The sequence below is a fragment of the Bradyrhizobium sp. BR13661 genome (genome assembly GCF_029892425.1).
In the GTDB taxonomy this organism is placed as follows: Bacteria; Pseudomonadota; Alphaproteobacteria; order Rhizobiales; family Xanthobacteraceae; genus Bradyrhizobium.
The window spans coordinates 194,198-214,323 of sequence record NZ_JARXWB010000012.1; the positions used below are offsets into that span (position 1 = coordinate 194,198).

Sequence of the window (20,126 nt, forward strand, 5' to 3'; positions counted from 1 at the left end):
CAGGGAGGCGGCCATGACCGTCCACACCAACCCAACCAAGTCCGACGCCGCCGTGGTTCCAACAAACGCGCCGCAAGATGCTTTGCCCGTCGCGCCGAAGTCGGCATCGCGTCAAAAGCTCAGCTTTCGCAAGCTGTTGCTTGCAGGCGTGGCGGTCGCAGCCCTCGCCGGCGCCGGCCTGTACGGCTACGATTACTGGACCGTCGGCCGGTTCCTCGTCTCCACCGATGACGCCTATGTGAAGGCCGACAACACGACGATCGCGCCGAAGGTCAGCGGCTATCTCGACCGCGTTCTGGTCGGCGATAACGAGCATGTGAAAGCCGGCCAGGTGCTGGCCCGGATCGACGACCGCGATTTCCGCGTCGCGCTCGATCAGGCCAAGGCCGACGTCGCCGCGGCGAATGCGACGATCACCAGCAAACAGGCCCAGCTCGACGTTCAGGATGCCGTGATCGCCGCGGCCAGGGCGACCATCGACGTCGACACCGCTGCGAAGACCTTCGCGCAGCAGGAGAACAAGCGTTACTCCGATCTGGCCGCAACCGGTTATGGCAGCGTGCAGAACGCGCAGCAGGCGCAGTCTCGTAATGCCGGTGCAGAGGCCGCGATCCAGCGCGACACCGCCAACCTTGCCTCCGCCCTGAAGCAGGTCGAGCTGCTCAAGGCCGAGATCGCGCAGGCCAACGCCGCGGCCACCCGCGCCGCTGCGCTTCAGCATCAGGCCGAGCTCAATCTCGGCTACACCACGATCGTCGCGCCGATCGACGGCGTCATCGGCAACCGCACACTTCGAGTCGGCCAGTTCGTGCAGGCCGGCACACAGTTGATGTCGATCGTGCCCGCCGCGGGCGCCTATGTGGTGGCCAATTTCAAGGAGACCCAGCTCACTCACGTCCGCGCCGGGCAAAGGGTCGAGATCGAGGTCGATACGTTCCCGGGCCAGGTGGTGCACGGTCACGTCGATTCCATCGCGCCGGCCAGCGGCCAGGAATTCGCTCTGCTGCCGCCAGATAACGCCACCGGCAATTTCACCAAGATCGTGCAGCGCATCCCCGTGAAGATCGCGCTGGATGCCGAAACGCAGCCTGCGATCGAGCTGCGGCCCGGCATGTCCGTCATCCCGACGATCGCAACCCGTTCAGCGCCGACCGCGCAAGCGGCAACGACGCCCAACGCGAAAGCAAAGCTTGTTTCCGGAGGGTCGTGCCATGTCAAACAGCCTCTCAATCTCGACGCCAGCACCCGGAACACCGGCCGCGACGCCTGATCGCGTCGCAACCGATCCCAACAAGGCCAGCGCCACGGTCTGGATCGCCGTCTTTGCCGCGATGATCGGCGCCTTCATGGCGATCCTGAACATCCAGATCACCAATGCCTCGCTGCTCAATATCGAGGGCGGCATCGGCACTGGTGTCGACAACGGATCATGGATCTCGACGTCGTATCTGATCGGCGAGATCATCGTGATCCCGCTGACCGACTATCTGTCGCGGGTGTTCTCGTTCCGCAACATCATCCTGAGCTTCGCGACGCTGTTCGCGGTGTTCTCGGTCGCCTGTGCGTTCACCCACGATCTTCCCTCGATGATCGCAATGCGGGGCTTCCAGGGCTTCTTCGGTGGCGTGCTGATCCCGATGGCCTTCACGCTTGTTTTCACCAAGCTGCCGAAGGGGCAGCAGCCGATCGGCCTTGCGATGTTCTCGCTGGCCGTGACGTTCGCGCCGGCGATCGGCCCGACCATCGGCGGCTATCTCACCGAGAATTACGGTTGGCAGACCATCTTCTATGTCAACGTGCTGCCCACCGCGATCATGGTCTCCATCCTCTCCCTGACCCTGGAGCGCCAGCCGATCAACCTTGGCCTGCTGCGTGAAGGCGACTGGTTCGGCATCGCCACCATGGCGGTCGGCCTGGCATCGCTGCAAGCCGTGCTCGAAGAAGGCAACAAGGACGACTGGTTCGGCTCGCCCTTCATCGTGCGGCTCGCGATCATCGCCGCGGTCAGCCTGTCGCTGTTCATCTATAATGAGCTCGTGGTCGAGAAGCCGCTGCTTCGCCTGCGCCTGCTGACGCAGTGGAACTTTGGCGTCGGCACGATCGCCGCGGTGTTCCTCGGCTTCGCGCTGTTCGGCTCGGTCTATCTGCTGCCGGCCTATCTCGGCCAGGTGCAGGGCTACAACGCCGAGCAGATCGGCAACGTGCTGGCCTGGACCGGCCTGCCGCAGCTCCTGCTGATCCCGCTGGTGCCGAAGCTGATGCAGCGGTTCGATGCCCGCTATGTCGCAACCGTCGGCCTGCTGCTGTTCGCGGCGAGCTCGTTTCTCAATATCCAGATGTCGCTCGACTATTCCGGCGATCAGTTCTTCATTCCGAACGTTGTACGCGCCGTGGGCCAAGCCCTGACGCTGGCGCCACTGTCGGCGCTCAGCCTCGGCAGCGTCGCGCCGCAGGATGCACCCGCCGCCTCCGGCATCTCCAACATGATGCGCAACCTCGGCGGCGCCATCGGCACCGCGGTGCTGGCGACCATCGTCACCAAGCGCGAGCAGTTCCACTCCAACATCATCGGCCATTCCGTGACGCTCGGCCGCGAGGAAGTCCGCACCCGCATCGCGCAGATGACGGACTATTTCATCGCCCATGGCGTGCCCGATCCCAACGCTGCACGCGAGCAGGCCATCATCGCACTCGGCAAGACGGTGAAGCGCCAGGCGCTGGTGATGGGCTTCTCCGACACGTTTGCGGTGATCGGCGTGGTGCTGCTGCTTGCTGCGATCGCGGTGCTGCTGACGCGGCGGGTGAAGGCCGCCGGTGGCGGTGGTGGCGCGCACTAATCTCGTCACCACAACAGGTCGTCATGCCCGGGCGTGTCCCGGGCATCCACGTTCTTCTTTCCGCGCGGCCATGCGTGGATGGCCGGGACGCGCCCGGCCATGACGTTGTGGGACGATCTGGGCCTCTACGGCGCGCAAGCGAAGCTCGCGGCGGCCGTCCCCGGGCCGCTCTTGTAATGCGGCCAGGCCGGCCAGCGGCACAGCGGCATCGCGCGCGTGACTGCAAACGACGGCGCCTCGACCTTCTGCTCGGTGACTTCGAGATCACCGGGCGCCGTGCCTTTTTCGACCCAGTCCACCAGCGCGCTCAGCATGTCAACATTGGCGGGTGCGCCGGAGCCGACGTGATCGACGCCGGGCGCGGTGTACAGCCGCGCGAACTCCGCAGTCTCGGCCTTGCCGAGCTTGCGCTCGACGCTCTCGAAATAGCGGATGCCGGCATAGGGGCTCTGCGCATAGTCGGCCATGTGTTCGAGCATGATCAGCCGGCCGCCACGGGCGCGGAAGCGGCTGAGATCGGGATCGGTCGAATCCATCAGGCTGGAAACTTCCAGCAGCCGCGTCTTGTGGTCCTCCACCTTGTAGGTGGTGACGTCGAGCTTGGGATCGCGCGCGAACACATATTGAATGCCGCCGGCACCATAGATCCAGGCGATGCCGTTGTTGGGCGCGGGCGGCTGCGCCGGCGGCGCCGCGCCGAGCCACCATGCCATCCAGCCGCCGGTCGGCCCGAGCGGCGGTGTGTCCTCGCCCGACACGCCCCAGCCCGGATAGTCGTCGAGGCCGTTGGCGAGTGTGAACGGGAATTTATAGGTCGCGTGCAGCGTATCGATCGCCTTGATCTGCGCGTCGGTTAGACACTGATCGCCGCTCTTGCCAGCGGCGCAACGCAACGTCTCGACCTTGAACATCGCCTTGCAGCCGACGGGATCCTGCACCAGGGCATCGTCGGAGCCGTCAGCCTTGTCGCAGGCCGCGCGCACGGCATCACCCACGAGCTTGACCTGCGCCGGATTGATCCAGCCCTCGCCCATGGTGACGAGGCCGGAGCGGGTGCCGGCATGCTGCAAGCCGACCCAGTTGATGACGGGCACGCGCGCAAAGATGCCGTCGAAATCCTCGGGATAGCGCTGCGCCATGGTGAGGCCTTCGCGGCCGCCTTCGGACGAACCCATGAAGTACATTTTTTCAGGCTTCTTGCCATAGGCGCTTTGCATCAGCACGACCGCAGCATCGCGCACCTTCTTGTAGGCGCGGTGAGCAAAATTCTCGAAAGCCTCGTCGTTGAGTGCAAACAATTGCGGCGGTTCGCCCGGCTTGGACTCATGACCGGAATCGGTGCCGTAGGTGACGAAGCCACGTGCGAGCGGTGATGGCCTGTCGAAAGGATAGGCCGGCGGCAGTCCGAGGCCGGTGATCAGCACGCCATTGAAACCACCGCCGCCATATTGCACCGAGCGCCCGTTCCATTCGACGGGCAGGTTGACCTCGAATTTGACCGGCGGCGCCTTGGGATCAACGGGCTCGATATGACCGAGCACCTTGCAGAACGCAGGATTAGCCGGCGTGATGCGTCCCGATGGCGTCGGTCCGCGCTCGGCGACCGCAAGCTGAGACGGTGACTGCAACGTCGCGGCGTCGATCTTGATGGCATTGGCGCCACCGACAAGTCCTTTGCATACCGTATCCGCGTCCTCCGCCAGCGTCGTGGCCGAAGCGGCCCCGGCTTCCATTGCGGCCGTCACACCGGCAAGCCACACACACAGCGTCCAGACCTTGCGCGCCATCGTTTCCATCCCCACTGCTTAATTATCGTTCTGCCGACAGGTCGGCCAATTCAATGCAACTGACTGCCCGCAGTCAATCGTCGCAGCCTGCACATAGCGCCATCTGGCGAAAGGCGGCCGGCGCTCGGGACAGACCCCGTGATTTCCTTCGTAAACGGTTGAACCCAATGTGAAATTTCTTTCCTCCGTCGAACGCGGACAGGCTGTCGGCCGACCAAGTCCACAGGCTGTCATCAGTCTGTCAGATGAGCCGGGCTTTCCTGCCTGAGCGGCAGGAGAGCAATCCTGAACGTTGCAAGAACCAAGGAGCGAGTGGTGAGCGAAACCATCAATGTCCCGGCACTGCCAACCGACGCCTCGGCCGTCGCGCGCATCAAGTCCGAGATCGACATTTCGGATCGCTCGCGCCTCGTCACCTTTGGCGAACGGGCGCAGCGCTCGGTGGTCGAGTTCGCCGACCGCATCCTTGCCCAGACTCAGAACCGCGAACTCGGAGCGACCGGAAAGTTGCTGACGGACATCCTCGGCAAGGCACGCGGCCTCGACCCGGCGGACCTCAAGGACAAGGGCTTTCTCGCCCGCATGTTCTCGTCGGCGGAGGCGCGGCTGCGCCGCTTCACCGAACAGTTCAACGACGTCGCCTCGCAAATCGACCGCGTCTGTGTCGAGCTCGACCGCAACAAGGAAGTCCTGCGCCGCGACATCGCCCTGCTCGACGACCTCTATGAACAGACCCGGGGCGCGCTCGGCCAGCTCGACATGCACATCGTCGCAGGCAAGGCTTTCACCGAGGAATTCCGCGGCGGCAAACTCATCGAGATGGAGCGGAACGCCAAGGCGCAGGGCGCGGGGAGCGACACGATGCTCGCCGCCCAGACCTATCAGGATGCGCTGCAGGCGCTCGACCGGCTGGAGAAACGCGTCTTCTATCTCCAGCAGGCGCGCCAGATCGGGATCCAGCAGCTGCCTCAAATCCGCATCGTCCAGTCCGGCGACGAGACGCTGATCGAGAATTTGCAGGCCACGACCGAGCTGACGATACCCGTGTGGAAGCAGAAGATGATCCTGCTGCTCGGCCTCAGCAGGCAGAAGTCGGCCCTGGAGCTGCAGAAGACCGTCACCGACGCAACCAACGAGATGATGCGCCAGGCCTCGGAAATGATGAAAACCCAGGCGATCGAGATCGAGAAGCAGTCGCAGCGCGGCATCGTCGATATCCAGACCCTGGAAAAGACCAACCGGGACCTGATCGACACCATCGCCGGCGTGCTCACGGTGCAGGAGCAGGGCCGTAACAAGCGCGCCGAGATCGAGAACCGGATGGCAGAGCTGACGGACGAGCTGAAGACCGCCATCTCCAAGGCTGCGCCCTGATGCGTGCTGCGTCCATGAAGCTTCGTCACAACAGCTGTCGCATGAAGGCTCGCGCATGAGGACTTTCCGTTTCGTACGCCGACTGGCGCTGCTCGCGGCGGTGCCGGTGATGGCCGCGCTGCTGTCGGGCTGCGGCGGACCCGGACCACAATTCACCATTCTCTCGGGCTCGGAAAACGACGTTCTCGAACCGCTGGTGCAGGAGTTCTGCAAGTCGCGCAACGCGACCTGCACCATGCGCTATCAGGGCTCGCTCGACATCGCGCTCGCGCTCAAGGCCGGCGATCCCAGCGCCGACGCGGTGTGGCCGGCCGCCTCGATCTGGATCGACATGTTCGACACGACACGGCGCGTGAAGATGGTCAAGTCGATCGTGCAGATGCCGGTTATCCTCGGCGTGCGCCACTCCAAGGCGCAGGAGCTGGGCTGGATCGGCGCCAAGGTGACCGCCAAGGACATCCTCGCGGCGGTCGAGGGCGGCAAGCTGAAATTCCTGATGACGTCGGCGACACAATCGAATTCGGGAGCAGCCGCCTATCTTGCGATGCTGGCGGCCGGCATCGGCAAGCCCGATCTGATCGAGGCCGGCGATCTCGACAAGCCTGAAGTGCTGGCAACGGCGCGCGGATTGCTGAAAGGCGTCGAACGCAGCGCGGGCTCCAGCGGCTGGCTCGCCGATCTCTATCGCGACGGCGAGCGCAGCGGCGCGCACTACCAGGCGATCTGGAACTACGAAGCCGTCATCAAGGAGACCAACGACAAGCTGATTGCCGACAACCACGAACCGCTTTACGCAATCTATCCCGCCGACGGCGTGGCGATTGCCGACTCGCCGCTCGGCTTCGTGGATCGCGGCCGCGGCAAGGATGTCGAGGGCTTCTTCACCGACCTGCAGGCCTTCCTGCTCAGCGGCGATGCGCAAGCCAGGATCGCCAAGACCGGCCGGCGGGTCGAGATCGGGCGCGCCACCCCGCTCGCCGCCGATCCAAAGACCAATATCGATCCATCACGCCCGGTCATCGTGATCCGTCCCCCGGAGCCCGCAGTGATCCAGAAGGCGCTGCTGATCTACCAGGAAGCGCTGCGCCGGCCGTCGCTGACCGCGCTCTGCCTCGACGTCTCCGGCAGCATGCAGGGCGCTGGCGAATCCCAGCTGCTCGACGCCATGCGCTTCCTGCTCACGCCGGCGCGCACCCGCGAGGTGCTGGTGCAATGGACCAAATCCGATCAGATTCTGATCCTGCCGTTCAGCGATCACGTCCTGTGGACGGCGCGCGCCAGCGGCGACGAGAACGAGCAGAGCGGCCTGCTGGCCCGCGCGCTCGAATTGCGTGCCAATGGCGGCACCGATTTTTACACTTGCGGCGCGCAAGCGCTCGCCTTGATGAAGCCGCAGCTCCAGGACGGCCAGCATTTGCCGGCCATCGTCATCATGACGGATGGCAAGAGCCAGGGAGCGATGTCGACGTTCGAGAGCGCATGGCGCGCGGACGGACATCGCGTGCCGGTGTTCGGCGTGACATTCGGCGCCGAGGTCGATCGCGCCCAGCTCGACAATCTGGCAAGATTGACCGGAGGGCGCGTGTTCGACGGCAGCAAGAGTCTCACCGACGCGTTCCGCGCCGTACGAGGATACAACTGAATGGCCGCAATGCCGTCCGGGCTTGGCTGGATCGTGGGTGGGGCGGCAGCAGCCGTGCTGTTGCCGTCGCTGGCGATCGGGCTCGCCATGCCGTTCTGGATCGCACTCGCGATCAGCGCGGCTGCGGGGGGCGGCATCGGCGTGGCGCTGGCGCCGAGAAACCGGTTCGCCGCGCTGGAAGCCAGCGGCATCGCGCGCGGCAAGATCGAATTTGCGAACGAACTGCTGGCCGAAGCCGAGCCGCTCGCCGAACGGATGGATTATACGGCCTCCGCAATCCGCACCCGTGCGGTCGCCGACCGTATCCGTCACCTGGTGCAGATCGCCCGCGACATTTTTGTGGCCATCGAGAGTGATCCTTTGCGGCTCGACCGCGTGCGCCGGTTCCTGACTTACTACCTGCCGCGCGCGGCCGAGATCGCCGACGCCTACCGCGCGCTGGAAAAGAGCGCCGTGCCCGACACCGCGCGGCTGACCGCCACGGGCGACATGATCGAACGGCTCGACGGCGCCTTCACCCGCTATGCCGCCAATCTCAGAGATGCCGACCTCGACAAGCTGGATATCGAGCTCAAGCTCCTGAGAAGCTCGCTCGACGAGGACATCGGCCCGACGCCGCCGGCCACGCCGGTCGAGAGCAAGAGAGGAACATCCTGATGGCTATCTCGCGCCGCGCCTTCGGCATCGGCCTCGTCGCAGCCAGCGCGGCGGCGACCGGCGGCTATGTTTATTTGCGCGAACATCCCGAGATCGCCGGCCGCTTCGGCGAGGCCAAACGGCTGTTCGGCTTTGCCGGCGGCGAGAAGGAAGGTTTTCTCGCCAACGCCCGCGTCAAGAGCACGCTGGAGCGCCGGTTCGGACTGATCCTCGACGGCCGCCGCGCGGGTTCGGTCGAAATGGTTCGCGAGCGCGCGCTGCTGGACCAGAAGCCGCAATTCCTCTGGCCGTCGTCATCCGTTCTGGTCGAAGTGGCGCGGTCGTCGGGCGTCAAGATCTCGCGCGACCAGGTGATCTTCAACTCGCCGATCGTGCTCTATTCCTGGGATCGCATTGCCGACGGCCTGGTGAAGGGCGGCATCGCCCAGCCTGCCGGCGGGCCGCGCTACACCGTGGATCTGTCGAAGCTGCTTAAGGCCATCATCGCCGGTGAGAACTGGTCGGCGATCGGCGTCTCCGATCTGTTCGGTCGCGCCCGCGTGGTCTCGACCGATCCGAACAAATCCAACTCCGGCTTCATGTTCGCCGGCCTTGCAGCGAGCCTGCTCTCGGGCGACGTGGTGATGCCGGAGACATTGGGCAAGATCGACGGCGATGTCGGCACCGTGTTTCGGCGCATGGGTTTCAAGCCGCCGTCGTCCGGCAAGCTGTTTGACGATTACGTCGCCGGCGGCGCAGGCGCGCAGCCGCTGATCGTCGGCTACGAGAACCAGCTCGTCGAATGGGTGCTCCAGGATGCAGATCGCTGGAAGAGGCTGGAGGCAAACGCACCAGCCAAACCCGTGATCCTTTATCCGCAGCCGACGGTGTTCTCGGCCCATCCGCTCATCAGCATCGAGCGCCAGGCCGACGATCTCATCGAGGCCCTGACGAGCGAGAGCTTGCTCGAAATGGCCTGGGAGGACCACGGCTTCCGCGGACCGCTCGGCACCATCGGCAAGGCGCGCAACGCGCTGCTGCAATCACGCCTGCTCGAACGGATCGACGCGGTGCTGCCGATGCCCGACGCCCCGGTCATGCTGGCCCTGCTCGACCGCCTTGCGACGTAACCAACCGTCTCTAGTGCTCGAACACCAGCCGCGCGCCGACCGTGCCTTCGAGTGCGCTGATCTGCGCCAGCAGCGCGCCCGAATCCGCACCACCGAGATCGGCGTCGAGCACGACGTAGCCGAGGTCACCCGCGGTCTCCAGATATTGCGCGGCGATGTTGATGTCGCGCTGGAGGAAGACCTCGTTCAGGCGGCGCAGCATGCCCGGCACGTTGCGATGGACGTGGCTGAAGCGCGCGCCGGAGGGACGCAAATGCAGCTGCACTTCGGGGAAATTGACCGCGCCCATGGTCGAACCGGTAATGAAAAAATCGACCAGCTTGCGCGCGACCTCGCCGCCGATGCGCTCCTGCGCCTCTTCGGTGGAACCGCCCACATGCGGCGTGAGGATCACGTTGTTGAGGCCCTGCACCGGGCTCTTGAAGCGCTCCGAGTTCGACGACGGCTCGACCGGGAAGACGTCGATCGCGGCACCCGCGATGTGACCGTCGCGCAGCGCGCCGGCGAGCGCATCGAGATCGACCACGGTGCCGCGGCTGTTGTTGATCAGGAACGAGCCTGATTTCATCGCTCGCAGTTCCTTCTCGCCGATCATGCCCGCCGTCTCCGGCGTCTCGGGCACGTGCAGGCTGACGATGTCGCTCTGCGCCAGCAATTCCTCGAGCTTCTCGACAGGCTCGGTATTGCCGTGGCGGAGCTTGTCGGTGCGATCGTAGTAGATCACCCGCATGCCCATGGCTTCGGCGAGCGTCGAGAGCTGCGAGCCGATATTGCCATAGCCGATGATGCCCAGCGTGCGGCCGCGCACCTCGCGGCTGCCGGCCGCGGATTTGTCCCAGCCGCCCTCGTGGGCCGAAACCGAGCGCGGGAAGATCTGCCGCAGCAGCATCACGATCTCGCCGATCACGAGTTCGGCGACGCTGCGCGTGTTGGAGAACGGCGCATTGAACACCGGGATGCCGCGCCTGCGCGCTGCCAGCAGATCCACCTGGTTGGTGCCGACGCTGAAGCAGCCGACAGCGAGCAGCCCGTCAGCGGCTTCCAACACCTCGTCGGTGATCTGGGTGCGCGAGCGAATGCCGAGCAGCGACACGCCCTTGAGCGCCTGGCGCAGCGCCTCGCCATCCAGCGCCTTGGTCAGGCGTTCGACATTGGTGAAGCCTGCGCCCTTGAACAGATCCACGGCGCTGTCGTTGACACCTTCAAGCAGTAGCGCCTTCGCGCTCCGCTCAGGGTTTTGGCCTGCGGCTGGCATAGAATCTCCATGAATGGCGGCTTTGCCGCAGCACATAGACCGTGGACGCCGCACAGCACAATAGGCATGAAACCCGGATTTTCGCTTCGTTCCATCCGGCCTCCGCACTACAAGCATACCGAACCTATCGGAACGCTCATGCGCCCAGCCATTTTCTTCGACTGCGACGGCGTGCTGAACCAGGAGCCGGGCGGCCACGGCGTGCTGGTGCCTGACGACATCCGCCTGATCCCGGGTGCGGGCGCGGCCGTGCGGACGGCGCGCGAAGCCGGTTACCTCACGATCATCGTGACCAACCGCGCCCAGGTGGCGAAGGGCTTTGTCACACTCGCCGGTCTTGAGATGATCTTTGCACGGCTTCGCGAATTGCTGGCCGAAGATGGTGGCATCGTCGATGCCATCTATTTTTGCCCGCATCATCCGGAGCGGACGTCCGGCGGCGCCCCGGACTTTCAGATCGCCTGCGAATGTCGCAAGCCCGGAACATTGCTGTTGCGCAGGGCCGTCGCCGATTTCGGCATCGATGTCAGCCGATCCGTGCTGATCGGCGACAGCCTGCGCGACATTGGCGCGGGGGGCGCGATGGGCCTGAAGAGCTACGGCGTGCGGACCGGGTACGCCTGCCGCGATGTCGAGCGCTATCCGGATCGCGCGCCGCCGGTGCCCGACCGGATGTTTGCCGACGTCGGCGAGGCCGTCGCATTCTGCTTGGCTCATCCGGCGAACCACGGACAAGCCGGCCAGCCCGATTGACGCGGTCCGGCCATTCGCCGATACCGGCATGATCTCGATTCGCATCTTGTCGATTCACATGGGGACTGGACCGGACGGATGAAGACAGCTCTGGTGATCGGCGGCGGCATCGCCGGCTGCGCGGCGACGCATCAACTCATGAAGCTGGGCGGCTGGGACGTCACGATCGTCGAGGCCGCGCCGTTCCTCGGCGCCGGCGTGCGCACCTTCTGGTATGGCGGCCATCCCTACACTTTCGGCCCGCGCCACTTCCTGACCCAGAACCGCGCCGTGTACGATTACATGGACGCGATCGTTCCCTTACGCTCCTGCGCCGACCATCAGTTTATCACCTATGTCGAGCGCGATAACGCCTTCTACAATTATCCGATCCACGAGGACGACATCGCGCGGATGCCTGATAGCGACAAGATCGCGGCCGAACGCCGGTCGTCACGCGGCGTTGCCGAGGCAAAAAACCTCGAGGAATATTGGGTCGGGTCGGTCGGCCAGACGCTCTATGACAAGCTGATCGACAAGTACAACAAGAAGATGTGGCTGGTCGACGACAACAAGCGCATCGACACGTTCAACTGGTCACCGAAGGGCGTCACCATCAAGAGCGGCTCCCGCGCCGCGTGGGACACGGCTTGGTCGGCCTATCCGCACGCGGAAGACGGTTACAACCGCTATTTCGACGTCGCGACCGAAGGCGCGCGCGTGCTGTTGTCGACCCGCATCGAGCAGTATGATCTACCGGCGCGCGCGGTCTGGTTCGGCGGCGAGAAGCACACATACGACGTCATCATCTCGACCATCTCGCCGGACGAGCCGTTCGGCCGCTGCCATGGCGAGCTCGCCTTCATCGGCCGCGACTTCCACAAGATCGTGCTGCCGACCGAGCACGTCTTCCCCGAGCACGTCTACTTCCTGTATTACGCCAATGACGAGGCGTTCACGCGGCTCGTCGAGTACAAGAAGTTCACGCACCACAAGTCGCCGACCAGCCTCGTCGGAATGGAGATCCCCTCGCACAACGGCAAGCACTATCCGCTGCCGTTCAAGTCCGAGCAGGAGCTCGCGCGCAAATATTACGCGCTGATGCCGGACCACGTTTATTCGATCGGCCGCGCCGGCAGCTATCGCTACGGCCTCGACATCGACGACTGCCTCGAGCAGGCGATGGTGATGGCGCGCCAGATCGCCGAAGGCGGCCGCGACCATCCGGTGCCGATCGAGGCCTGGCGCTAGATGACCGGGGCCGCCGCCACGCCGCATCGCTGCGTCGTCTGCGGATCGGGCGAATCAGAGACGATTTGGTCGGTGGCGCGCACGCCGATGCACGCGGTGCGTCCGGCCGGCATGGCGGACATTGCAAGTGGCTTCGGCCAACTGGACATTGTCGCCTGCAGCAGTTGCGGACATCTCTCCAACCGTGCCTTCGACACTGACGCGGCCGATGAGCTCTATGGCGCACTGGTCCTGACCAACGAGCCGGTAAGCCCGGGCATGATCGCCGCAGTGGACGAGACCGCGGCGCTGATCATGCGGCATCTCAAACATGTCCCTGCCGTGCTCGAAGTCGGCGGCGGCGGCGGCGCGCTGTCTCTGGCGTTGGCACGACGCTCGGCGCATGTCGATCTGGTCGAGCCCAGCCGCGCACTTCGGCCCGAGCGATTTGCCGGCACCGGCGTGACACTGCACCGCGCGATGTTTCCGGTCCCGGCGCTCAAGGGGCGCCGCTTCGATGCGGTAGTGTGCCGGCAGGTCATCGAGCATGTTCCGGAGCCCGCGCCATTCCTGGCCGCGCTGCGCGCAAGCCTAGCCGATGACGGCATCGCCTATCTCGAAATGCCCAGCGCCGATGACATCCTGCGCCGCCATTCGATCGTCGATTTCCATTATCCGCATGTGCACTATTATCGGCGCACCGAGATGGAGCTGTTGCTCGCGCGCGCCGGCTTCGCGCTCGCGGAGGTTTTTGACATCAAGCAGGGGCACGATATGGGCTTCCTGCTGCGTGCGGCGAAAACGCTCGCGCATGAGGCCCCCGTGTCGACCGGTTTCTTGCCCTCGGAATTTGCCGCAGCGCTGGCGAAACGGCGATCACGGGCGGCACAACGTCTCGCTGAGATCAGCGGTCCGATCGCACTCTACGGGGCCAATGCCTATGCGCAGGCACTGCTCGGCCTCTATCAGCAGAGCACACCGTTCGCCGCTGTTTTCGACGACACGGCCTCCTATGCGGGACGTTGCGTCTACGGCCCCGCGGGCGAGATCACCATCGAACCACCGAGCGCGGAACGCCTTGCCGGCATGGCGGCCGTCGTCATCGCGGCCTACCTGCACGATGCCGAGATCGCGCGAAAAATCGCCGCGATGGGATTCGGAGGCCCCGTCTACACGCTGCGCGCGCCGGCGCCGGACGGGCCGGGCCGGATCGCGAGCCTGTTCGATCCGTAGAGCCGATCAGATCAGATCGGAGTCGATCTCCGAGGCGATGTAGGACCGCCCCCACCAGCCGATGTCGAGATGGCGCACGAAGCGCCAGTGCGAGCGCTGGCGGTATTCGACGAAGGCCTTCGCCAGCCCGCGGCCGGGATTGCCGCGATTCCCGACGAAGAGATCGTCGATATAAAGCACCGATCCGGCCTGAAGCAGCGGCTCGATGAAATCGAACACGGGGATGGCGGATTCATAGAGATCGCAATCGATATTCGCGAGCGCGATCTTGCGCCCGCTGCTTGCGAATTGCTGCTTCAGCGCAGGCGTAAGCGAATCGCCGTAGAGGCCCTTCACCGTGCGCACCTTGTCCGCGTAGATGCCGTGCTCGCCGATCAGGCGCAAAAACTCCTGCTCTGAGGTCGCGAGCGCGCCCTGCGTCCATTTGCCGACGCTGGTCTCGGTCTCCGGCGCCGGCAGGCCGGCAAAGCTGTCGAAAGCCCAGAACGCCATGTCGTGGAGATTCTTGCGCCGTGCCTCGGTCAGCGCCATGCGGAAGGTGCGCGCACGATGGCAGCCGAATTCGTGATAGTCGCCGGCGATCTCGTTCTCCTTCAGGAAATCGAAGACCTGGCGAAAGAATTTCAGCTTCTCGCTCTGCCTGACCTGCTGGTTGTAGCGGATCTCGTCTTCCGCGGACCAGTTCCCAAGCGCCGCACCATCGGCGATTTCGACCCAGGGTTCGCGGGCGAGCGGCCTGATCCCGGTCACGGGACCTGCGGGAACATCGTCGGCACGATCGCTGCTCATGGCGCTTCACCGGCTGGAGGTCATTCGCGTTCCACCCGCGCCCGCCTCTGCCGGCCGGGATGGAATCAGCGCCTGATAGCTTAAGCAAGCGGCCGATCAAGGCCAGCGGCCGTTCGCAGCAGCCATTTGTCGCCGAACGGGGCCATTCCGGCGCACGACCTGTTGATAACTGCCCCCGGCCTATCGTTTGGGGGCCCCGAATCGACTCAGAACACAGACATGAGTTGGCAATACGCGGACACAGTAAGACTACGGTGCCGCGAATTGCAGCGGTTTTGAACGTGCGTCGGGATTCGCAGCGGGATAACCAGATCAGCGGTGATTCGCCAGCTGGCCCGCACACCGGGCTCGACGAAGCACAAACGAGGCCGGTTGCGAAGGTGGAACACGTCGCACAATATTTGCGGGAGGTCTGCGACATCGCGCGGGCGCTGCCGGCAGGCGAGATCGAGGCGCTCTGCGACGAGCTCGTGACCTTGCGCGAGCGCGGCGGCCGGTTGTTCATCCTCGGGGTCGGTGGCAGCGCCGCAAATGCGAGCCACGCCGTCAACGACTTCCGCAAGCTCTGCGGTATCGAAGCCTACGCACCGACCGACAACGTCTCGGAACTCTCCGCCCGGACCAATGACGAGGGCTGGCCGAGCGTGTTCGTGGAATGGCTGCGGGTCAGCCATCTTGGACCACGTGACGCCATCCTGGTTCTCTCTGTCGGCGGCGGCAATCTCGAACGCAATGTCAGCCCCAACATCGTCGCGGCGGTGAAGGAGGCGAAGGCGAAAGACGCGCGCGTGCTCGGCATCGTCGGGCGCGACGGCGGCTATGCAAAGCAGGCCGGCGACGTCGTCGTCGTGATTCCCACTGCGGCAGAGCAGCGTGTCACGCCGCATGCCGAAGCGTTCCAGGCGGTGGTTTGGCATTGCCTGGTCTCGCATCCGAAGCTGCAGCGCAGCGCCACCAAATGGTGAGGCGCTGGCTTGGGGACTCCGGGAGGGGTAGTGTTGCGTCGTGCGTGAGTCGTCTTGTTTGCGCGATGCGGAATGCATCTGGCGCAAATGCAGATGGGTGTGACTTGGCCGCGCCGGGCCGCGTGAGATGGATCCGGCGGGCAACAGGCTGAAGGGGCTTACGCAACATGAACGCACCGAGCATCGACGCGCTCAACATCAAGATCTTCGGTGACGGGGCGGATCTCGCAACGATCCAGCGCACGTCACTTGATCCGCGGATCAAGGGTTTCACCACCAATCCCTCGCTGATGCGTGCGGCGGGCGTTGGCGATTACCGCACCTTCGGTTGTGCGGCGCTAAAGATGGTGCGCGACCGGCCGATCTGCTTCGAGGTGCTGGGCGACGACCTTGCCACCATCACCCACGAAGCCCGCGAGATCGCCTCCTGGGGGCCGAATGTCTATGTGAAGCTCCCGGTGACGACCACCCGCGGCGAGTTCTGCGGCCCCGCCATCGCTGAGTTGGCGCGCGAAGGCGTAAAGGTCAACGTCACTGCCATTCTGACGCTGAGCCAGGTCGAGCACGTCCGCGACGTGCTCGACGCCAACACGCCGGCGATCGTCTCGGTGTTCGCCGGGCGCATCGCCGACACCGGCCGTGATCCCGTCGCGATGATGTCGGAAGCGCTCGATATCCTGTCGGATCGCCCGGCCGCGCAGCTGCTCTGGGCCAGCCCGCGCGAGCTGCTGAATCTGTTCCAGGCCGACGCCATCGGCTGCCACATCATCACGCTCTCCGCCGACCTGCTGAAGAAGTTCGACCTGATCGGCAAGGACCTCGACATCTATTCGCGCGAGACCGTCGCCATGTTCCGCAATGACGCGCTGGCGGCGGGCTACGAACTGTCACCGCGCAAGCCGGCCAGGAAGCGCGTGGTCGGCCGTATCGATCGCTAACGACACCGGATTGCAATGCTCAAGAACGTCCTCGTTACCGGCGGTGCCGGCTATGTCGGCCATGTCCTGGTCCCGCGCCTGCTTGCGGACGGCTACAACGTCACCGTCTACGACCTCCTGTTCTTCGGCTCGCGGCTGCCGAACCATCCGAACTTGCGCGTCATCAAGGGCGACATCCGCGATACCGCCAGGCTTGCTACCTGTCTCAAAGGACAGGATGCGGTGCTGCATCTTGCGTGCATCTCCAACGATGCAAGCTTCGAGCTCGACGAAAACCTCTCCAAGACCATCAACTACGATTGCTTCGAGCCGATGGTGGTCGCGGCACGCAAGGCGGGCGTGAAGCGCTTCGTCTATTGCTCGACCAGCTCGGTCTACGGTGTCAGCGACGCGCCCGACGTGACTGAAGACCATCCTTTGGTGCCGTTGACGCTCTACAACAAGTTCAAGGGCATGTGCGAGCCGCTGCTGTGGCAGCACAAGGCGGATGACTTCACCTGCGTGACGGTACGCCCCGCGACGATCTGCGGCTACAGCCCGCGCACTCGGCTCGATCTCTCCGTCAACATCCTCACCAACCACGCGGTGAACAAGGGCGTCATCACCGTGTTCGGCGGCAAGCAGATGCGGCCCAACCTCCACATCGAGGATATGGTCGACGCTTACAGGCTGATGTTGACCGCGCCGCACGACAAGATCCACGGCGAGACCTTCAATATCGGCTTCGAGAACCACGCCATCGCCGATCTTGCCACCATGGTGAAGTCCGTGGTCGAGGCGCAGGGCAGCCGCGAGATCGACATCGTCACCACGCCGTCGGATGACAACCGCTCCTACCACGTCAATTCCGACAAGATCCGTCGCGTGCTCGGCTATGCGCCAGCGCGGACGATCGAGGACGCGATGCGCGACCTCACACGCGCCTTCGTCAACCATCTCCTGCCGAACAGCTTTGACGACGATTGGTATTACAACGTCCGCACCATGAAGAAGCTCGGGGCCCGATGAGTGTGCGTCCGACCGCACTGGTGACAGGTGGCGCCGGCTTCATCGGCAGCCATATGGTCGAGCTGTTGCTGGCGCGGGGCTACCGGGTGCGGGTGATCGACAATCTCGTCGGCGGACGCGAGGCCAATCTCGCCGCCCATGCCAATAATTCCGATCTCACCTTCGAACGCGGCGACATCCGCGATGTACGGCCGGGCGGTGCGCTGTTCCGCGACGTCACCCGCGTCTTCCACTTCGCCGGCATCGGCGACATCGTGCCCTCGATCGAGTCTCCGCTCGACTACATGTCGGTGAACGTGCAGGGCACCGCACAGGTGCTGGAATGTGCGCGCCAAGCCCGTGTGCGCAAGCTCGTCTATGCGGCCTCGTCCTCCTGCTACGGGCTGGCTGCGACACCGACCCGCGAGGACCATCCAATCTCGCCGCAATATCCGTATGCGCTCAGCAAATACCAGGGTGAGCAGGCGGTGCTGCACTGGCACGCCGTGTATAGGCTCCCGGTCAATGTCATCCGCATCTTCAATGCCTATGGCACGCGCTCGCGCACCTCGGGCGCTTATGGTGCCGTGTTCGGCGTATTCCTGCGGCAGAAGCTTGCCGGCAAGCCTTTCACCGTCGTCGGCGACGGCAGCCAGAGGCGCGATTTCGTCTATGCCAGCGACGTCGCGGACGCATTCCTGCGTGCTGGCGAGACGGAGCTGACCGGCAATATCTGGAACCTCGGCGCCGGCAACCCGCAATCGGTCAACCATCTGGTCGCCTTGCTCGGCGGCCCCGTGATCCACATCCCGAAGCGGCCGGGCGAACCGGATTGCACCTTTGCCGATATCGGAAAAATCCGCCGCGAGCTCGGCTGGGAACCGAAGGTGAGCTTCGAGGAAGGCGTCCGCCGTATCCTCGCCGAGATCGACTATTGGCGTGACGCGCCGCTGTGGAACCCGGAGACCATTGCCGCCGCGACGTCGGCATGGTTCAACGCTTTGGCGGCCAAGGGAGCGCCGGCATGATGGACGATGCGACGCATCGCATGGTGAGCCACAAGCTGAAGAGCGCAGCCGAGATCGCCGCGCTGATCGGCCGCCGTCCGCGTGCCCGCAAGGTCATCATGTGCCACGGCACGTTCGATGTCGTGCATCCCGGCCATGTCCGCCATCTGCTTTACGCCAAGAGCAAGGGCGACATCCTGATCGCGAGCCTGACGGCGGACGCGCATATCCTGAAAGCCAATTTTCGGCCGTTCGTGCCGCAGGAGCTCCGCGCGTTCAACCTCGCTGCGCTCGAAGCCGTCGATTACGTGATGATCGACCCGAAGCCGACGCCGATCGACAACATCCGCCTGATCGAGCCCGATATCTTTGCCAAGGGCTACGAATACACCGCAGCCGGGCTGCATCCGCGGACTGCCGAGGAGAAGGAAGCAGTCGAGGCCTATGGTGGCGAGCTGATTTTCACGCCCGGCGATATCGTGTTCTCGTCCTCGCATATCATCGAGACCGCGCCGCCCTCGATCGCGACCGAGAAGCTCCTGACCCTGCTCTATGCCGAGCACCTCGATTTCGACAGCCTGCGCGGCGTTCTCGACCGCTTTCACGACCTGCGCGTCCATGTGATCGGCGACACCATCGTCGACACTTATACCCGTTGCGCCGTGATTGGCGGCGGCACCAAGACGCCGACCATGAGCGTGCGTTTCGAGGAGAAGCAGGACTTCGTCGGCGGCGCCGGCATCGTCGCCAAGCACCTCGCCAGCGCCGGCACGCGCGTGACCTTTTCGACCGTGCTCGGCGACGATGCGACCGGCGAATTCGTCAAGCGAGACCTCGGCGCCACCAACATCGACTTCCACGCAATCGTGGATCCGAACCGACCGACGACCAACAAGGACGTCATCGTCGCAGCGGGCCACCATTTGCTCAAGGTCGACCGCGTCGACAACCGGCCGATCGCCGAGCGCATCCTCCGCACGCTGGTCGATCGCATCGCGTCAGTGCCCGCCGACATCGTCGTGTTCACGGATTTCCGCCACGGCATCTTCAACCGCGACACGATTCCGCATCTGGTCAAGGCCATTCCGAAGACGGCCTTCCGGGTCGCCGATTCGCAGGTCGCGAGCCGTTGGGGCAACATCCTCGAATTCCAGGGGTTCGATCTCATCACGCCGAACGAGCGCGAGGCGCGGTTCGCGCTCGGCGACCAGGATTCGGTGGTACGCCCGCTCGGCACCGAGCTGTACCGGCAGGCGCATTGCAAGACGCTGCTGCTCAAGCTCGGGCCGCGCGGCCTGATGGCCTTCCGCGGCGAACCGAAGAGCGACGAGGACGTCCGCTCCTTCTTCGTGGTCGACAGCTTTGCCGACAACGTGGTCGACGCCGTCGGCTCCGGCGATGCGCTGCTCGCCTATGCCGCGCCGGCCATGTATCTCACAGGCAACGCCGTCGTCGCAGCCGTGCTCGGCTCGCTCTCTGCCGCGGTCGCCTGCGAACATCAGGGCAACGTGCCGACCGAACCGAACGATATCCTCGACAAGATTGACCGTCTCGAGCGCCTAGCGCAGTACCGCTGAGGACGCG

Annotated in this window: 17 protein-coding genes; 14 read left to right on the forward strand and 3 right to left on the reverse strand. The window is 64.6% G+C overall.

Features of this window, described 5'->3' with window-relative positions; genetic code table 11:
• Nucleotides 1-13: 13 nt before the first annotated feature.
• Both M2427_RS20965 and M2427_RS20970 read left to right on the forward strand, forming a co-directional pair.
• Nucleotides 14-1,270: an HlyD family secretion protein gene (locus M2427_RS20965; RefSeq protein ID WP_280708497.1), complete on the forward strand. Its 1,257-nt coding sequence runs from the start codon at nucleotides 14-16 to the stop codon at nucleotides 1,268-1,270.
• A complete protein-coding gene (locus tag M2427_RS20970) occupies nucleotides 1,212-2,837 on the forward strand; it encodes an MDR family MFS transporter (protein ID WP_280708498.1) in 1,626 nt (541 codons plus the stop codon). Before M2427_RS20965 ends, M2427_RS20970 begins: the two co-directional genes overlap by 59 nt.
• A 125-nt stretch (nucleotides 2,838-2,962) precedes the next feature.
• On the opposite strand, the gene M2427_RS20975 is transcribed toward M2427_RS20970, so the two are convergent.
• Entirely contained in the window at nucleotides 2,963-4,633 is a 1,671-nt protein-coding gene (locus tag M2427_RS20975; RefSeq protein WP_280708499.1) for a tannase/feruloyl esterase family alpha/beta hydrolase, read from the reverse strand.
• A gap of 306 nt (nucleotides 4,634-4,939) precedes the next feature.
• On the opposite strand from M2427_RS20975, the gene M2427_RS20980 reads away from it, so the two are divergent.
• From M2427_RS20980 to M2427_RS20995, 4 genes are read left to right on the forward strand one after another with little or no spacing between them, the layout of a single operon-like run.
• Nucleotides 4,940-5,998, forward strand: coding sequence for a toxic anion resistance protein (locus M2427_RS20980; protein ID WP_280708500.1), 1,059 nt, complete (start codon nucleotides 4,940-4,942; stop codon nucleotides 5,996-5,998).
• Between the two features lie 55 nt (nucleotides 5,999-6,053).
• Complete coding sequence (locus tag M2427_RS20985) at nucleotides 6,054-7,640, forward strand: substrate-binding domain-containing protein (protein WP_280708501.1); 1,587 nt, start codon at nucleotides 6,054-6,056, stop codon at nucleotides 7,638-7,640.
• Nucleotides 7,641-8,297 (forward strand): 5-bromo-4-chloroindolyl phosphate hydrolysis family protein, encoded by a 657-nt coding sequence (locus M2427_RS20990; protein WP_280708502.1) that lies wholly within the window; start codon nucleotides 7,641-7,643, stop codon nucleotides 8,295-8,297.
• The gene (locus tag M2427_RS20995) at nucleotides 8,297-9,406 is read left to right on the forward strand and encodes a hypothetical protein (RefSeq protein ID WP_280708503.1); all 1,110 of its coding nucleotides are present in this window, start codon (nucleotides 8,297-8,299) and stop codon (nucleotides 9,404-9,406) included. The genes M2427_RS20990 and M2427_RS20995 overlap by 1 nt, the downstream gene beginning before the upstream one ends.
• 10 nt (nucleotides 9,407-9,416) lie before the next feature.
• Here the strand turns inward: M2427_RS20995 and serA are convergent, their stop codons facing one another.
• The gene (serA, locus tag M2427_RS21000; protein ID WP_280708504.1) at nucleotides 9,417-10,661 is read right to left on the reverse strand and encodes a phosphoglycerate dehydrogenase; all 1,245 of its coding nucleotides are present in this window, start codon (nucleotides 10,659-10,661) and stop codon (nucleotides 9,417-9,419) included.
• A gap of 138 nt (nucleotides 10,662-10,799) precedes the next feature.
• Between serA and M2427_RS21005 the strand changes: the two genes are divergently transcribed.
• From M2427_RS21005 to M2427_RS21015, 3 genes are all read left to right on the forward strand, one after another.
• On the forward strand, nucleotides 10,800-11,414 hold the full coding sequence (locus tag M2427_RS21005) for an HAD-IIIA family hydrolase (protein WP_280708505.1): 615 nt from the start codon (nucleotides 10,800-10,802) through the stop codon (nucleotides 11,412-11,414).
• A 78-nt stretch (nucleotides 11,415-11,492) separates the two neighbouring features.
• A complete protein-coding gene (locus M2427_RS21010; RefSeq protein WP_280708506.1) occupies nucleotides 11,493-12,644 on the forward strand; it encodes an FAD-dependent oxidoreductase in 1,152 nt (383 codons plus the stop codon).
• The gene (locus M2427_RS21015; RefSeq protein WP_280708507.1) at nucleotides 12,645-13,856 is read left to right on the forward strand and encodes a class I SAM-dependent methyltransferase; all 1,212 of its coding nucleotides are present in this window, start codon (nucleotides 12,645-12,647) and stop codon (nucleotides 13,854-13,856) included. It abuts the gene before it with no gap.
• Between the two features lie 6 nt (nucleotides 13,857-13,862).
• Here M2427_RS21015 and M2427_RS21020 read toward each other — a convergent pair whose 3' ends face one another.
• The gene (locus M2427_RS21020) at nucleotides 13,863-14,645 is read right to left on the reverse strand and encodes a TylF/MycF/NovP-related O-methyltransferase (RefSeq protein WP_280708508.1); all 783 of its coding nucleotides are present in this window, start codon (nucleotides 14,643-14,645) and stop codon (nucleotides 13,863-13,865) included.
• 380 nt (nucleotides 14,646-15,025) lie between these two features.
• Between M2427_RS21020 and M2427_RS21025 the strand changes: the two genes are divergently transcribed.
• The 5 genes from M2427_RS21025 to M2427_RS21045 all read left to right on the forward strand — a co-directional run bounded on the left by M2427_RS21025 (nucleotide 15,026) and on the right by M2427_RS21045 (nucleotide 20,119).
• Complete coding sequence (locus tag M2427_RS21025; protein ID WP_280708509.1) at nucleotides 15,026-15,610, forward strand: SIS domain-containing protein; 585 nt, start codon at nucleotides 15,026-15,028, stop codon at nucleotides 15,608-15,610.
• A gap of 167 nt (nucleotides 15,611-15,777) precedes the next feature.
• A complete protein-coding gene (locus M2427_RS21030) occupies nucleotides 15,778-16,548 on the forward strand; it encodes a transaldolase (RefSeq protein ID WP_280708510.1) in 771 nt (256 codons plus the stop codon).
• 15 nt (nucleotides 16,549-16,563) lie between these two features.
• Nucleotides 16,564-17,556, forward strand: coding sequence for an SDR family oxidoreductase (locus M2427_RS21035; RefSeq protein WP_280708511.1), 993 nt, complete (start codon nucleotides 16,564-16,566; stop codon nucleotides 17,554-17,556).
• Nucleotides 17,553-18,563, forward strand: coding sequence for an NAD-dependent epimerase/dehydratase family protein (locus M2427_RS21040; protein WP_280708513.1), 1,011 nt, complete (start codon nucleotides 17,553-17,555; stop codon nucleotides 18,561-18,563). The genes M2427_RS21035 and M2427_RS21040 overlap by 4 nt, the downstream gene beginning before the upstream one ends.
• Complete coding sequence (locus M2427_RS21045) at nucleotides 18,560-20,119, forward strand: PfkB family carbohydrate kinase (RefSeq protein ID WP_280708514.1); 1,560 nt, start codon at nucleotides 18,560-18,562, stop codon at nucleotides 20,117-20,119. Before M2427_RS21040 ends, M2427_RS21045 begins: the two co-directional genes overlap by 4 nt.
• Nucleotides 20,120-20,126 lie beyond the last annotated feature (7 nt).

Excerpts from the sequence above, each read along its gene's own strand:
- M2427_RS20995 (WP_280708503.1), top strand. The coding sequence starts at position 8,297 with ATGGCTATCTCGCGCCGCGCCTTCGGCATCGGCCTCGTCGCAGCCAGC.
- M2427_RS21030 (WP_280708510.1), top strand. The coding sequence starts at position 15,778 with ATGAACGCACCGAGCATCGACGCGCTCAACATCAAGATCTTCGGTGAC.
- M2427_RS20975 (WP_280708499.1), bottom strand. The coding sequence starts at position 4,633 with ATGGAAACGATGGCGCGCAAGGTCTGGACGCTGTGTGTGTGGCTTGCC.
- serA (WP_280708504.1), bottom strand. The coding sequence starts at position 10,661 with ATGCCAGCCGCAGGCCAAAACCCTGAGCGGAGCGCGAAGGCGCTACTG.
- M2427_RS21035 (WP_280708511.1), top strand. The coding sequence starts at position 16,564 with ATGCTCAAGAACGTCCTCGTTACCGGCGGTGCCGGCTATGTCGGCCAT.
- M2427_RS20990 (WP_280708502.1), top strand. The coding sequence starts at position 7,641 with ATGGCCGCAATGCCGTCCGGGCTTGGCTGGATCGTGGGTGGGGCGGCA.
- M2427_RS20965 (WP_280708497.1), top strand. The coding sequence starts at position 14 with ATGACCGTCCACACCAACCCAACCAAGTCCGACGCCGCCGTGGTTCCA.
- M2427_RS20970 (WP_280708498.1), top strand. The coding sequence starts at position 1,212 with ATGTCAAACAGCCTCTCAATCTCGACGCCAGCACCCGGAACACCGGCC.
- M2427_RS21010 (WP_280708506.1), top strand. The coding sequence starts at position 11,493 with ATGAAGACAGCTCTGGTGATCGGCGGCGGCATCGCCGGCTGCGCGGCG.
- M2427_RS21045 (WP_280708514.1), top strand. The coding sequence starts at position 18,560 with ATGATGGACGATGCGACGCATCGCATGGTGAGCCACAAGCTGAAGAGC.
- M2427_RS21040 (WP_280708513.1), top strand. The coding sequence starts at position 17,553 with ATGAGTGTGCGTCCGACCGCACTGGTGACAGGTGGCGCCGGCTTCATC.
- M2427_RS21020 (WP_280708508.1), bottom strand. The coding sequence starts at position 14,645 with ATGAGCAGCGATCGTGCCGACGATGTTCCCGCAGGTCCCGTGACCGGG.
- M2427_RS20985 (WP_280708501.1), top strand. The coding sequence starts at position 6,054 with ATGAGGACTTTCCGTTTCGTACGCCGACTGGCGCTGCTCGCGGCGGTG.
- M2427_RS21015 (WP_280708507.1), top strand. The coding sequence starts at position 12,645 with ATGACCGGGGCCGCCGCCACGCCGCATCGCTGCGTCGTCTGCGGATCG.
- M2427_RS21005 (WP_280708505.1), top strand. The coding sequence starts at position 10,800 with ATGCGCCCAGCCATTTTCTTCGACTGCGACGGCGTGCTGAACCAGGAG.